This is a genomic window from Limnohabitans simekii (SeqCode) (assembly GCF_965234735.1).
In the GTDB taxonomy this organism is placed as follows: Bacteria; Pseudomonadota; Gammaproteobacteria; order Burkholderiales; family Burkholderiaceae_C; genus Limnohabitans; species Limnohabitans simekii.
The window spans coordinates 237,803-251,997 of record NZ_OZ248541.1 but is presented as its reverse complement, the minus strand read 5'-3'; the positions used below and the strand labels follow the sequence as shown (position 1 = coordinate 251,997).

Below are 14,195 nucleotides of genomic sequence, written 5' to 3'. Positions count from 1 at the left end.
AAACAGCAAAAACCAATTTTAAGCGGCCACCCATGCGGCGGCAAAGAAGCCATCGGTGCCATGGCGGTGCGGCCACAGGCGCAAATACAAGCCATCCGGCGTACACAAATTCTCGGGCTCTGACACCTCGAAATCGGTGAGGAGGTCTTTCACCAACAAAGGTTTGAAATTCGGGTGCGCCGCGCTGAAGGCTTGGGCGATCTCTTCGTTTTCAGCCGGCAACAAACTGCAGGTGGCGTAGACCAAGCGGCCACCGGGCTTGAGCAACCTGGCGGCACTGGCCAAGATCGCCGCTTGTTTCACCGTCAGCTCGGCCACCGCCTCGGGGGTTTGTCGCCATTTCAAATCGGGGTTGCGCCGCAACGTGCCCAAGCCCGTGCAAGGCGCATCCACCAAGACCCGGTCCATCTTGCCGCGCAAACGCTTGATGCGGTCGTCGCGTTCGTGGGCAATCGCCACCGGGTGGATGTTGGACAAACCACTGCGGGCCAAGCGTGGTTTCATCGCCTCCAAGCGGTGTGCTGAGGTGTCGAAGGCGTACAAGCGACCGGTGTTGCGCATGGCCGCACCCAATGCCAAGGTTTTGCCACCAGCACCGGCGCAAAAATCGGCCACCATTTCGCCGCGTTTGGCGTCAAGCAACAGGGCCAGCAATTGCGAGCCCTCGTCTTGGACTTCAATCACGCCTTTTTCAAACAACGTGAGCTTGCTCAAGTTGGGCTTGGCGTTCATGCGCAAGCCCCAAGGTGAAAACGGTGTGGGCATCACAGCGATGCCGTTTTTCTCCAACTCGGCCTGCACGTCGGCGCGTTTGGCTTGCAAGGTGTTGACCCGCACATCCAAACCAGCGGTGTGCTGCAAGCTGTCGACCAAGGGCCAGAAGTCCTCGCCCAACTGCGCTTCCAAGGCCTCGGCCAACCAAGGCGGCAGGTTGTGGCGGTGCGGGGCCAAAAACGCTTCGTCGGTGGCGGCATCGCAATCAGCCAACCACTTGAACTCCATCTCGCTCATGGCGGCTTTCATGAAGCCGCGGTCACCGTGGGTGGCTTGGGGTTGCTGCAGTTTGGCTTGTGAATCCAAGTAGGTGGCCCAACCCAAGATGGCCAAGCGGCGTTCACGCACGCCGCTGCCAGACTTGGCCAGGTGTTCAAAGCGCAGTTTTTGGCGCAACACGTTGTAGCCGGTTTCGGCCAAGACACCGCGCTCGCGCGGGCCCAAGGCCATTTGTTTGCGTTGATCGCGGAAGTATTTGGAAACCACACTGTCGGCAGGGTGGTCAAAGCGAAGCAGCAAACGGGTGAGTTCGGTGCAAGCGTCTAACAGGGCTTTTGGATGCATCCACGCATTATCGGCTCAGGCAAATACACCTGCGGTTTCTTGCATTTGATTCGACACCGCGCCGAGGTGGTGCAAGCTGTCGCCAAAGCTGAGTTCCATTTGCGTCAAGCGCTTGAAACAATGGCTGACGATGTATTCATCGGTGACACCAATGCCACCATGCAATTGCACGGCTTGCTGACCCACATAGCGGGTTGAACAGCCCATTTGGTATTTGGCACGAGACACCGCCAAGCTGCGCTCCTCAGCTGGTGCGTTCAGCTTGAGTGAGGCGTAATAGCTCATCGAGCGGCCCAACTCAAGTTGCATTTTCATGTCGGCCACGCGATGCCGCAGTGCCTGAAAGCTGGCGATGTTCACGCCAAACTGTTTGCGGGTGTTCATGTAATCGACCGTGATGGCCAAGGTGGATTCCATCAAGCCCACCGCTTCGGCACACAAACACGCGGCGCCCACATCCACGGCCAATTGCAAGGCGGCCAACCCGTCGGCGCTGATGCGTTGTGCTGTGGCGTCTTTCAACTGCAACTCGCTCAGGCGGCTGCCGTCTTGCGCTTGGTAGGCGTGGCTGGTGATGGTGCCCGCGCTGCGTGGCACCAAGAACAAAGCCATTTGTCCGTCCACGGTGGCAGGCACCAAGAAGCCATGGGCTTGGTCACCGGCGGGCACCAGACTTTTGGTGCCACTGATGTGCCAGGCGTTGCCCACTTGCCTCGCCGTGGTTTGGCATGTGTTCAAGTTGTAACGCGCACCCTTTTCATGGTGGGCCAATACCAACAAAGCCTCGCCACCGGCCAAGCGCGGCAGCCATTCGGTTTTCATGTCGTCAGGCGCGTAGGCTTGCAACACCGCGGTGCTGATCCAAGTGTGGGCCAAGGGTTCGAGCACCATGCCGCGCCCGAGTTCTTCCATCACCACCATGCCCTCCACAGGCCCCATGTTCATGCCGCCGTAAGCGTCTTGCACATACAAACCGCACAAGCCCAGCTCGGCCAAGGCTTGGTAGGCGCTGGCAGAAAAACCACCCGCGGCCACCACACTGCGGCGCTCATCAAAGTTATAGGCCTTGTCCACCCATTTGCGCACAGCGTCGCGCAATTGCGTTTGGTCGTCAGAGAAATCAAAGTCCATGGTTCACCCCAAAACAGTTTGCGCAACGATGTTGCGTTGCACTTCATTCGAACCACCGTAAATCGTGGTCTTGCGCAAGTTGAAATATGTGGAGGCCAAAGGGGCGCAATGCGCCGCACCCACATGGTCGCCCTGCCAACCGGCTTCCATGGCTTCTTCAATGAAGGGCATGCTGAACGGGCCTGCAGCCAGCATCATGAGTTCGCTGTAACGCTGCTGAATTTCCGAGCCGCGAATCTTCAGCAAGCCCGCGATGTCCAAGGATTGCTTGCCCGATTTCTCGGCGCTCAAGACGCGCAACACCATCATCTCCAGGGCCATCACGTCCACTTCGAGCTTGGCGATTTCATCGCGAAAGCGCATGTCTTCCAAAACGCCTTCGGCCTTGGCAATGCGCTTCAATCGCTCGAGTTCGCGCTTGGCGCGGTTGACGTCGGCGATGTTGGTGCGCTCGTGCGCCAGCAAATACTTGGCGTAATTCCAGCCTTTGTTTTCTTCGCCCACCAGGTTCTCGGCGGGCACTTCCACGTTGTCAAACCAAACCTCGTTGACCTCGCATTCACCATCGAGCAATTTGATGGGGCGCACCGACACGCCGGGCGACTTCATGTCGATGAGCAAAAACGAAATGCCGGTTTGCGGTTTGCCGCTGCTGTCGGTGCGCACCAAGCAAAAAATCCAATCGCCAAACTGGCCCAAGGTGGTCCAGGTTTTTTGGCCGTTGACGATGTACTTGTCGCCCACACGTTCGGCGCGGGTTTTCAAGGATGCAAGGTCGGAGCCCGAGCCGGGTTCGCTGTAACCCTGGCTCCACCACACCTCACCACTGGCAATGCCTGGCAAAAAACGTTGTTGTTGTTCGGGTGAACCAAAGGCCATGATGACCGGCGCCACCATCACCGGGCCAAACGGCACGATGCGCGGCGCACCGGCCAAGGCGCATTCTTCTTCGAACAAATGCTTTTGCACCGCGTTCCAGCCGGGGCCGCCAAACTGCGATGGCCAGGCGTAGCCGAGCCAGCCTTTGGCACCCAAAATTTTCGACCAAGACTGCATGTCTTCACGGGACAAACGCAAGGCGTTGTGCACTTTGTGCGAAAGCTGCGCGGGCAAATGGGCGTGCACCCAAGTGCGCACCTCTTCACGAAAAGCCTGTTCTTCAGGGGTGAAAGCCAAATCCATGGGGTTCTCCGACGGCGGGTCTGTGGTTTGCAAAGACCATGTTTTAGCACGCTCGTTCTATTTTTCACCCCCGCATGAACACGGGGGTGGCATCGGGATAATCAGCCCCATGAAAAACCTGGTGATTTTGATTTCGGGCGGCGGCTCCAACATGGCCGCCATCGTGCGCACCGCACAGCGCGACGACTGGGCCACGCGCTACCACGCCCAAGTGGCCGCCGTCATCAGCAACAAGCCTGATGCCAAGGGTTTGGTGTTGGCCCAAGAGCAGGGTTTGAAAACAGCGGTGGTGAACCATCAAGACTTTGCCCACGAAGCCGAGCCACGCGCGGCTTTTGACGCGGCCTTGATGCAAGAGATTGATCAACATGAGCCCTACTTGGTGCTGCTGGCTGGCTTCATGCGCATCTTGACACCGGGGTTTGTGGCGCATTACGCGGGACGTTTGATCAACATCCACCCTTCACTGCTGCCAGCCTTCACCGGCTTGCACACGCACCAACGCGCTTTGGATGAAGGTTGTCAATTTGCCGGGGCCACGGTGCACCGCGTCACCGCCGAGCTGGACCATGGTGAGATCTTGGCGCAAGCTGTGGTGCCGGTGATGGCTGGTGATACCGCCGACAGCTTGGCGGCCAGGGTTCTGACGCAAGAGCATCAGATGTATCCGAGGGTGGTGGCGCAGTTGTTGGCGTCCATGAAAGGCTGATTCAGCCCGCCAAGATGTCAAGCCGCAAGCCTTGAATTTCTCGGCACATGCGCTCTTAAAAACTCCATCTGATCCGCCAAGATGCGGCGGTTGCGCAGGATGAAGTCTTCCCACAAGGTGGGCACATACGGGGTGTAAAGCAAGGGCATCTTGGCTTGCTCGGGCGTGCGGTTGGCTTTGCGGTGGTTGCAAGCGCGGCACGCGGTGACCACATTCATCCAACTGTCCACGCCGTGTTGGCCAAACGGAATGATGTGTTCGCGGGTGAGTTCGGTTTCGTGGAAGTCGTCGCCGCAATAGGCGCAGATGTTGCGGTCTCGGGCGAACAACTTGCTGTTGGTCAGGCCAGGTTTGAGTTCGAAGGGGTTGATGCGCGGCACGCCTTTGGTGCCAATGATGCTGTTGACGGTGATCAGCGATTGCAAGCCAGTGACAGCGTTGTGGCCACCGTGGTAGACGGCGATTTCCACACCGGCTTCCCAGCGCACCTCGTCGGCCGCATAGTGGATCACGGCTTGTTCGAGTGAAATCCAAGACTGCGGGAGCCCTTGGGCAGACAGCTTCAAGACCTTCAACTTGCACCTCCAGAGAGATAAGCGAGCACTGACGTCGATTGCTGGACAATATACCTTGTTTCCATGACAGCTCTATAACCCCCTCTGTGTCCATGCGTATTTTTCGAGGCTTTCAACATCCGCAACTGGCAGCGTCTTGCGCGTTGACCATTGGCAACTTTGACGGGGTGCACCGTGGCCACCAGGCCATGCTGGCCTTGCTGAAGAATGAAGCCCGTCACCGTGGTGTGCCCAGTTGCGTCATGACCTTCGAGCCGCATCCGCGCGACTTCTTTGCCCAGCAACACCAACAACCCGACCTCGCCCCGGCCCGCATTGCCACGCTGCGCGACAAGCTGCACGAACTGCAAGACTGCGGTATCGACCAATGCGTGGTGCTGCCCTTCAACCAAGCTTTTGCCGCACAACAACCCGACGCCTTCATTCAACAGGTGTTGGTGAATGGCTTGGGTGTGAAGTATGTGTTGGTGGGCGACGATTTCCGCTTCGGTGCCAAACGTGCTGGCGACTACGCCATGCTGGACGCCGCCGGTGCGTCACTGGGCTTTGATGTGGCTCGAATGAACAGCTATGAAGTGAAAGGTTTGCGCGTCTCCAGCTCGGCGGTGCGCAACGCCTTGCAACGCGGCCAGATGCAAGAGGTGGCGCAGTTGCTGGGCCGCCCCTACGCCATCTCGGGCCATGTGGTGCATGGCCGCAAATTGGGTCGTGAACTCAATTGCCGCACACTGAATTTACGCTTTGCCCATTGGAAACCCGCCGCCAGCGGCATCTTTGTGGTGCAAGTGCATGGCCTGACAGCCCAACCGCTGCCTGGCGTGGCGAATTTGGGCATCCGCCCGTCACTCGACCCCAGCGATGTGAATGGTGGTCGTGTGCTGCTGGAAACCCATTGCCTGGATTGGCCCGCTCAGCTGGGCCTGGATGGGGGCTACGGTAAACTCATTCGGGTGGAATTGCTCCACAAATTGCACGACGAATTAACTTACAACGGCCTTGAAGCACTTCAGCAAGGCATCGCCCAAGACTGCATTGACGCACGTCAGTGGTTTGAAAAAAATGACCGATAAAACCAACAACCCCGATAACCGCATCAACATGATGGACACGCCGTTCCCAATGCGCGGCGACTTGCCCAAGCATGAACCCCAGTGGGCGCAAGATTGGAACAGCCAAGGCCTGTACAAAAAACTGCGCGTGGCCCGGCGTGGTGCACCACTGTTTGTGCTGCACGATGGTCCGCCCTACGCCAATGGCCAGTTGCACATTGGCCATGCCTTGAACAAAGTGTTGAAAGACATGATCGTCAAGTCCAAGCAATTGGCGGGGTTTGATGCGCAATACATTCCGGGCTGGGACTGCCACGGCTTACCGATTGAAAACGCGATTGAAAAACTGCATGGCCGCAAACTCAGCCGCGACGACATGCAGGCCAAAAGCCGTGCCTTTGCCACCGAGCAAATTGCGCAACAACGCGAAGACTTCAAACGCTTAGGGGTTTTGGGCGACTGGGAGCGCCCTTACCGCACCATGGACCCGGCCAACGAAGCCGGTCAAATCCGCGCTTTCAAACGCGTCATCGAACGTGGCTTTGTTTACCGTGGTTTGAAGCCGGTGTACTGGTGTTTCGATTGCGGTTCATCTTTGGCCGAGTTTGAAATTGAATACGCCGACAAACAAAGCGAGACCTTGGATGTGGCGTTTCATTGTGCCCAGCCTGAAAAGTTGGCCGCTGCTTTTGGTTTGCCAACACTTGGCAAAGACGCCTTCGCCGTGATTTGGACCACCACCGCGTGGACCATCCCCGCCAACCAAGCGCTGAACGTCAAAGGCGATATCACCTATGCCTTGGTCGACACTGCACAAGGTTTGTACCTGTGCGCTGCCTCCTTGGTGGAGAAATGTTTAGAGCGTTGGCAACTCGAAGGCCAGGTGCTGGCCACCGCCACCGGCGACAAACTTGGTTTCATTGAATTTCACCATCCGCTGTCGCATGTGGATACGGGCTATCAACGCACCGCGCCTGTTTACATCGCCGACTATGTGGGTGAAACAGACGGCACGGGCATCGTGCACAGCGCCCCCGCTTATGGTGTGGATGACTTCAACTCCTGCATGGCGCATGGCATGAAGTACACCGACATCTTGAACCCGGTGCAAGGCCATGGCACGTATGCCGCCGACTTCCCGCTGTTTGGCGGCCAACACATTTGGAAAGCGGTTCCCCTCATTTTGGAAACGCTGAAAAACGCAGGCCGTTTGATGGCCACACAAACCATCACGCACAGCTACCCGCATTGCTGGCGTCACAAAACACCGGTCATCTACCGCGCGGCAGCCCAGTGGTTCATCCGCATGGACGAAGGCACGGGCGTGTTCACCAAAGACAAAGCACCGCAGACCTTGCGACAACTGGCCTTGAACGCGATTGACCACACCCAGTTCTACCCCGAGAACGGCAAAGCCCGTTTGCGAGACATGATTGCCAACCGTCCCGACTGGTGCATTTCGCGCCAACGCTCTTGGGGTGTGCCAGTGCCGTTCTTCATGCACAAAGACAGCGGCGAATTGCACCCGCGCACCATGGCCATCTTGGACCAAGCTGCGGACATCGTGGCGCAAGGTGGCATCGAGGCATGGAGCCGCGTCACCACTGAAGAGATCTTGAACCAAGCAGGTGACGATGCCGCCAACTACAGCAAGAGCACGGATATTTTGGAAGTCTGGTTCGACTCAGGCTCCACCTTCGAGCACGTGCTGCGCGGCAGCCACCAAGACGCTTACGACCGTGCACCGCATCACAGCCAAGGCCCGGAAGCCGATTTGTATTTGGAAGGCCATGACCAACACCGAGGCTGGTTCCACAGTTCTTTGTTGTTGGGCTGCGCCTTGTACGACCGCGCACCCTACAAAGGTTTGCTGACCCACGGCTTTGCCACCGACGGCCAAGGCCGCAAGATGAGCAAGAGCTTGGGCAACACCGTGGCGCCGCAAGAGGTGAGCAACAAACTGGGCGCGGAAATTGTGCGCTTGTGGGTCGCCTCCACCGATTACTCGGGCGACCTGAACATCGACGACAAAATCTTGGCGCGGGTGGTGGATGCCTACCGCCGCATTCGCAACACCTTGCGTTTCTTGCTGGCCAATGTGAGCGACTTCAACCCTGCCACTGACAGCGTGGCCTTCGAGGACTTGCTGGAAATCGACCAGTACGCCTTGTCACGTGCCGCCCAACTGCAAGCCGACATCTTGGGCACCCGCAACGCAGCAGGCGTGTTTGAAGGCGGCCATTTTGGCCGCTATGAATTCCACCCAGTAGTGTCCAAATTGCAGCTGTATTGCTCGGAAGACCTGGGTGCGTTTTACCTGGACGTGTTGAAAGACCGTCTCTACACCACCGCGCCCAAATCATTGGCCCGCCGCAGCGCACAAACCGCGTTGCACCAAATCACCCACGCCATGCTGCGTTGGATGGCCCCCTTCTTGAGCTTCACCGCTGAAGAAGCTTGGCGCACCTTTGGTACGACGGAATCCATCTTTTTGGAAACCTTCACCGAGTTGGGCCACAGCCCTGCCGCACTGATGCAGAAATGGCAGGCCATTCAATCTGTGCGTGATATGGCCAACAAAGAGATTGAAACCAAGCGTACAGCAGGTGAGGTGGGCGCTTCTTTGCAAGCCGAGTTGCTGGTGCAATGCGAAGGCGATGCCTATGCGGCCTTGGCTTCTTTGGGCGAGGACCTGAAGTTTGTCTTCATCACTTCCAAAGTGCAGCTTCTCAAAGGGCCTTTGAAGATTGATGTGAAGGCCAGCAGCGCCAGCAAGTGCGATCGCTGCTGGCATTACAGCGAAGATGTGGGTACAGATGCTGCCCATCCCACACTGTGCGGTCGTTGCCACAGCAATTTGTTTGGCGCTGGTGAAACGCGCCACTTCGCTTGAGAATCTTCATGGCTCATTCAAACCATCCTGCCTCCTTGAAGATATGGCTGGGCATTGCCTTGGTGATTTTGCTGGCCGATCAATTCACCAAGGTGCTGATCGTGGGTTACTTCCAGCACGGTGACAGTCAAACCATGACTTCTTTTTTCAATCTGGTGCGGGTGCACAACAGCGGTGCAGCCTTTTCTTTTTTGGCTTCGGCCTCTGGATGGCAGCGTTGGTTCTTCACCGGCATTGGCATTTTTGCTGCTGGCTTCATCCTTTATTTACTGCGAAGACATGCCGATCAAACCTTGTTTTGCTTTGCGCTTTCTTTGGTCCTGGGTGGCGCCATCGGCAACGTGATTGACCGGGTGGTCCATGGCCACGTGATCGACTTCCTCGATTTTCATTGGGACTGGTTGGCCCCTTTGTTTTATCAAGGCCATTTCCCGGCCTTCAACATCGCTGACAGCGCCATCAGCGTGGGGACGGTGTGTTTGATCGTGGATGAGTTGCGTCGCGTCAAACGAAGTGCATGAAAAAACCCTGCTGATTTCTCAGCAGGGTTTCGCTTCAAACCACCCATTTCAAACCGTGAGGATGGTGCAACCGGTGGTTTTACGCGCTTCCAAATCGCGGTGGGCTTGTGCCACCTCGGCCAGGGGGTAGCGTTGGTCGATGCGGATTTTCACCTTGCCGCTGGTGACCACCTCGAACAAATCATCGGCCATGAGTTGGTTCACTTCGCGCAAAGCGATGTGGGTGAACAAGGTTTGGCGCGTCACGTAAATAGAGCCTTTGGGGCCCAGGATGCCCGGCGAGAACGGATCGACCGGGCCCGAGGCATTGCCAAAACTCGCCATCAAACCAAAGGGTGAAATGCAATTGAGCGATTTGTCCCAAGTGTCTTTGCCCACCGAGTCGTAAACGACTTTCACGCCTTTGCCACCGGTGATTTCTTTCACGCGGGCTTCGAAATCTTCTTTGCCGTAGTTGATGACGTGGGCCGCGCCGTGGGCTTTGGCCAAGGCGCATTTCTCGTCCGAGCCTGCGGTGCCAATCAGTTGCAAGCCCAATGCCTTCGCCCACTGGCAAGCGATCAGGCCCACACCACCCGCTGCCGCATGGAACAAGATGTGGTCGCCAGCGTGCAAGCCGCCTTGCGGCAAGGTGCGCTTGAGCAAATACTGCACCGTGAGGCCCTTGAGCATCATGGCCGCGCCTGTGTCGAAGTCGATGGCGTCGGGCAATTTGCAGACGTTTTTAGCGGGCATGACACGCGCTTCGCAATAACTTCCGGGAGGTGCGCTGGCATAGGCGGCGCGGTCACCGGCTTTCAAATGCGTGACGCCCTCACCCACAGCTTCCACCACGCCCGAGGCTTCCATGCCCAAACCATGCGGCATGGGCAGCGGGTACAAACCGGTGCGGTGGTAGACGTCGATGAAATTCAAACCCACGGCTTTGTGGCGAATGCGAATTTCACCGGGACCGGGGTCGCCCACGCTCACGTCCACCAAATGCAGCTCGTCGGGGCCACCGGGTTTGTTGAAATGAATGGCTTTGCTCATGTGTTTCTCCTGTGAGATTTCATCTTAAAACAATCGAACAGCCAACGTGCTGTGCGCATCGCCTTGGTGACAGGGGGCAGCAAATGCGCCACCGCGTGGTGCGGCGGCCAATCCAACGGCTTCATGTGTTTGACTTCTGAAAACCTGTTTTTTAAAACGAGCCGGGATAGGCCCCGCCGTCGATCAAAATATTTTGTCCGGTGATGAAGCCCGCATGTTGGCTGCACAAAAACGCGCAGGTGTGGCCAAATTCATCCGGGTGGCCAAAGCGCAAGGCCGGTGCGACTTTTTTACGCGCTTCAATCAATGTGTCCATGGCCTGTCCGGTTTTTTTGGCCAGGCCTTCAAAGGTGACGCGCAATCGGTCGGTTTCAAACGCCCCGGGCAACAGGTTGTTGATGGTGACGTTACGTGAGGCGATGTTGCTGTTGCGGGCCGCACCCGCCACAAAACCGGTAAGGCCACTGCGGGCCCCGTTGGACAAACCCAAAATATCGATGGGTGCTTTCACGGCGCTGGAGGTGATGTTGACGATGCGGCCAAAGCCACGCGCGGCCATGCCGTCCACCGTGGCCTTGATGAGTTCGATGGGCGTGAGCATGTTGGCGTCAATCGCCTTGATCCATTCATCCCGGCCCCATTCGCGAAAGTCACCGGTGGGCGGGCCACCCGCATTCGTGATGACGATGTCGAAGTCTTGGCCTGGGCCACCAGGCACCGAAAAAATCGCCTCACGACCAGCGGTGGTGGTGATGTCTTGCGCGACGGTGAGCACCGTGACGCCGTGTTCACGCAACAACTTGGCCGAGGCTTGCAAAGCTTCGTCACCGCGCGACACCATCACCAGATTCACACCGGCTTGTGCCAAGGCTTTGGCACAACCCAGGCCCAAGCCTTTGCTGGCACCACCCACCAAGGCCCACTTGCCCTGTATGCCTAAGTCCATTGAAATCTCCTGTTGAGTGCTGTCAAATCTTCAGTACTTTGTTGTGCAAGCGACGTGTGAACCACCATACCAATCCAGCCACGACCGGCACAGCCATGGCCGTCGCCAAGGTGGGATCTTGGATCCACCCCCTGGCTTGCAGACCCTCGGTGATGTAGTGAATCAAACCAGTGATGTAGTAGGTGATGGCCGCCACCGACAAGCCTTCCACGGTGGACTGCAACTTGAGTTGCATGCCTTGGCGGCGGTTCATCGCGGTCAGCAGCGCTTGACTGCTTTGCTCTTGTTGGAAATCCACACGGGTGCGCAACAAGCTGCTCATGCGTGAGACGCGTTGCGACAAGGCGGTTTGACGACGAGACACCCAATCACAGGTGCTTCTTGCTGGTGTCAAGCGACGGTCCATGAATTCACCGATGGACTGAAAACCAGGAATACGGGTTTCGCGAATGTCTTGGATGCGCCGATCGACCAATTCAAAGTAAGCGCGGCTGGCTGAAAAACGCGAATGCTGCGAGGCATAGGCACTTTCAACCTGACCTGCCAAGCGCGTGAGCCGGTCCAGCAAAGCCGCCTCTTCATCATGTTGTGCACTGCGAATCGCCAAGGCCAGATCGGCCAACTCGTGCTCGGCCAGGGCCAAATCGGCAGCGGCGGCACGTGCAATTGGCAAGCCCAGCAAGGCCATCATGCGGTAGGTTTCAATCTCGAGCAAACGCTGCACCAAACGGCCCAAGCGGCGCGGCGACAGTTGACCTACCCGCAGCAACATGCGCGAGCAAGCATCCGGGCCAATTTGAAGATCGGTGTGCAAGGTGGCTTCGCCATCCACCAATTGACAGGCCACCATGCTGTCTTCACGAAACTGTTGGTGCAGCTCATCCCGGTCTTGCAAGTTGTCGGTGCGTTTGGCCCACAAATTGATGCGAGACAAGCATTCGCCCGGCAATGCTTTCAACCACTTTTGAGGCATCTTGCTCAAAGCCAAGCCATAGGCATCCGTTTTAGGCAAGCCTTCGGGCGCGTCAACCATGAAGGTCCAGGTGACGAACTCGGTGTGCAACTCCCAGCGCAAGCGCCAACTGCCACCGTCCACCCGCAAATGGTTGGCACGGTCATCGGGCACCGGCAGGTGGTTGTCGCGCAGCAATTGAATCAAATGGGCGCGGCTGTCTTCTCGCGATTGGGCATCGGTCAGCATCACCACATGGCTGATGGCCAAGGGCGCTGTCATCGGTTCGGGGGGTCGCGCATGCACCTCGTTGTGCAAGGCCAAGCGCAGGGTGTGATCTTTCATGAATCCCTCAATCTTCTACGAATGCTTCTTTGCGTTTGGATTTGATGGCGGGCAACAACACCATCAACAACAACAAAACGCCGATGGCCAAGAGGGCTGCCGACAAGGGGCGCGTGACGAACACCGACCAATCACCGCGTGCCAGTTTCAAGGCCCGCTTCAAATACTCTTCCAACATCGGACCCAAAATAAAACCGAGCAACAAGGGCGCCGGTTCGCAACCGAGTTTGCTGAACAAGTAACCGGCCAAGCCAAACACCGCCACCAAGCCAATGTCAAAGGTGGAATTGTTGGTGGTGTAGACGCCAATCGCGCAGAACAACACAATGGCTGGGAACATGTAGTGGTAGGGCACGGTCAGCAGCTTGACCCACAAGCTGATCATGGGCAGGTTCAAGACAATCAGCATCAGGTTGCCAATCCACATCGACACGATCAGCCCCCAAAACAACTCGGGGTTGACCGTCATCACCTGGGGGCCGGGCTGGATGTTGTGGATGGTCATGGCCCCCACCATCAAGGCCATCACGGCGTTGGGCGGGATGCCCAAGGTGAGCAAGGGAATGAAGGAGGTTTGCGCACCGGCGTTGTTGGCCGATTCAGGCCCGGCCACGCCTCGGATATTGCCCTGCCCCAGCGGCACTTCACCCGCTTTGAGCTTGATTTTTTTCTCGATGGTGTAGGCGGCAAAAGAAGCCAACACCGCACCACCGCCGGGCAACACGCCCAGCACGGCGCCCAAGGCGGTGCCACGCAAGACCGCTGGCATCATCAGGCGAAAATCCTCGGCGGTGGGCATCAAGCCTTGCAGTTTGGCGGTGAACACCTCGCGCTCGGTGGCGTTCTTGGCCAAGTTATTGATGATCTCGGCATACCCAAACAAGCCCATGGCCACCGCCACAAATCCGATGCCATCCGTCAACTCGGGGATGTCCATGTTGAAGCGCGTCATGCCCGAGTTCACATCAGTGCCGACCAGACCCAACAGCAATCCCAAGATGATCATGGCAATCGCTTTGAGCAAAGAACCCGAGGCCAGCACCACAGCGCCAATCAGGCCCACCACCATCAGGGCACAGTATTCGGCCGGGCCAAAGGCAAAGGCCATTTCAGACAAGGGTGCGGCAAAACCAGCCAACAACAAGGTGCCAACACACCCGGCAAACAAGGAGCCCAAGCCCGCAGCCGCCAGCGCGGGACCAGCCCGGCCTTGTCGCGCCATTTGGTAGCCGTCCAAGGTGGTCACCACCGAGGAGGATTCACCGGGTAGATTCACCAAGATGGCGGTGGTAGAGCCGCCATATTGCGCCCCGTAATAAATACCAGCGAGCATGATGAGCGCAGATTCAGGGGGCAAGGCGTAAGTGGCAGGCAGCAGCATGGCGATGGTGGCCACCGGGCCGATGCCCGGCAACACGCCAATCAGCGTGCCCAGCAAACAACCAATGAATGCATACATCAGGTTGATGGGCGTACCGGCAACGGCAAACCCGGTGGCGAGATTGGCAAGCAAGTCCATGAG

12 protein-coding genes are annotated in these 14,195 nt (G+C 57.6%); 4 read left to right on the top strand and 8 right to left on the bottom strand.

The window, feature by feature from the left end:
- Positions 1–18: 18 nt before the first annotated feature.
- From AC8GFP_RS05450 to AC8GFP_RS05440, 3 genes are read right to left on the bottom strand one after another with little or no spacing between them, the layout of a single operon-like run.
- A complete protein-coding gene (locus AC8GFP_RS05450) occupies positions 19–1,338 on the bottom strand; it encodes an RsmB/NOP family class I SAM-dependent RNA methyltransferase (RefSeq protein ID WP_506611043.1) in 1,320 nt (439 codons plus the stop codon).
- Positions 1,339–1,353: 15 nt separating this feature from the next.
- Positions 1,354–2,469, bottom strand: coding sequence for an acyl-CoA dehydrogenase family protein (locus AC8GFP_RS05445; RefSeq protein WP_506611041.1), 1,116 nt, complete (start codon positions 2,467–2,469; stop codon positions 1,354–1,356).
- 3 nt (positions 2,470–2,472) lie between these two features.
- Complete coding sequence (locus tag AC8GFP_RS05440) at positions 2,473–3,651, bottom strand: acyl-CoA dehydrogenase family protein (RefSeq protein ID WP_506611039.1); 1,179 nt, start codon at positions 3,649–3,651, stop codon at positions 2,473–2,475.
- Between the two features lie 109 nt (positions 3,652–3,760).
- Between AC8GFP_RS05440 and purN the strand changes: the two genes are divergently transcribed.
- Positions 3,761–4,360, top strand: a complete 600-nt coding sequence (gene purN / locus AC8GFP_RS05435; RefSeq protein ID WP_506611038.1) for a phosphoribosylglycinamide formyltransferase — start codon at positions 3,761–3,763, stop codon at positions 4,358–4,360.
- 17 nt (positions 4,361–4,377) lie between these two features.
- Here the strand turns inward: purN and AC8GFP_RS05430 are convergent, their stop codons facing one another.
- Entirely contained in the window at positions 4,378–4,935 is a 558-nt protein-coding gene (locus AC8GFP_RS05430; protein ID WP_506611036.1) for an HNH endonuclease, read from the bottom strand.
- A gap of 92 nt (positions 4,936–5,027) precedes the next feature.
- On the opposite strand from AC8GFP_RS05430, the gene AC8GFP_RS05425 reads away from it, so the two are divergent.
- The 3 genes from AC8GFP_RS05425 to lspA are packed head-to-tail and all read left to right on the top strand — an operon-like array spanning position 5,028 to position 9,398.
- Positions 5,028–6,005: a bifunctional riboflavin kinase/FAD synthetase gene (locus AC8GFP_RS05425; RefSeq protein ID WP_506611034.1), complete on the top strand. Its 978-nt coding sequence runs from the start codon at positions 5,028–5,030 to the stop codon at positions 6,003–6,005.
- A complete protein-coding gene (gene ileS / locus AC8GFP_RS05420) occupies positions 5,995–8,877 on the top strand; it encodes an isoleucine--tRNA ligase (protein WP_506611032.1) in 2,883 nt (960 codons plus the stop codon). The genes AC8GFP_RS05425 and ileS overlap by 11 nt, the downstream gene beginning before the upstream one ends.
- An 8-nt stretch (positions 8,878–8,885) precedes the next feature.
- Positions 8,886–9,398 (top strand): signal peptidase II, encoded by a 513-nt coding sequence (lspA, locus tag AC8GFP_RS05415; RefSeq protein ID WP_506611030.1) that lies wholly within the window; start codon positions 8,886–8,888, stop codon positions 9,396–9,398.
- A gap of 48 nt (positions 9,399–9,446) precedes the next feature.
- Here the strand turns inward: lspA and AC8GFP_RS05410 are convergent, their stop codons facing one another.
- The 4 genes from AC8GFP_RS05410 to AC8GFP_RS05395 all read right to left on the bottom strand — a co-directional run bounded on the left by AC8GFP_RS05410 (position 9,447) and on the right by AC8GFP_RS05395 (position 14,192).
- A complete protein-coding gene (locus AC8GFP_RS05410) occupies positions 9,447–10,430 on the bottom strand; it encodes a quinone oxidoreductase family protein (RefSeq protein ID WP_506611028.1) in 984 nt (327 codons plus the stop codon).
- Positions 10,431–10,581: 151 nt separating this feature from the next.
- Complete coding sequence (locus tag AC8GFP_RS05405; RefSeq protein WP_506611027.1) at positions 10,582–11,376, bottom strand: SDR family oxidoreductase; 795 nt, start codon at positions 11,374–11,376, stop codon at positions 10,582–10,584.
- Positions 11,377–11,398: 22 nt separating this feature from the next.
- A complete protein-coding gene (locus tag AC8GFP_RS05400) occupies positions 11,399–12,673 on the bottom strand; it encodes a DUF3422 family protein (RefSeq protein ID WP_506611025.1) in 1,275 nt (424 codons plus the stop codon).
- A gap of 7 nt (positions 12,674–12,680) precedes the next feature.
- Positions 12,681–14,192: a tripartite tricarboxylate transporter permease gene (locus tag AC8GFP_RS05395; RefSeq protein WP_506611023.1), complete on the bottom strand. Its 1,512-nt coding sequence runs from the start codon at positions 14,190–14,192 to the stop codon at positions 12,681–12,683.
- Positions 14,193–14,195: the final 3 nt, after the last annotated feature.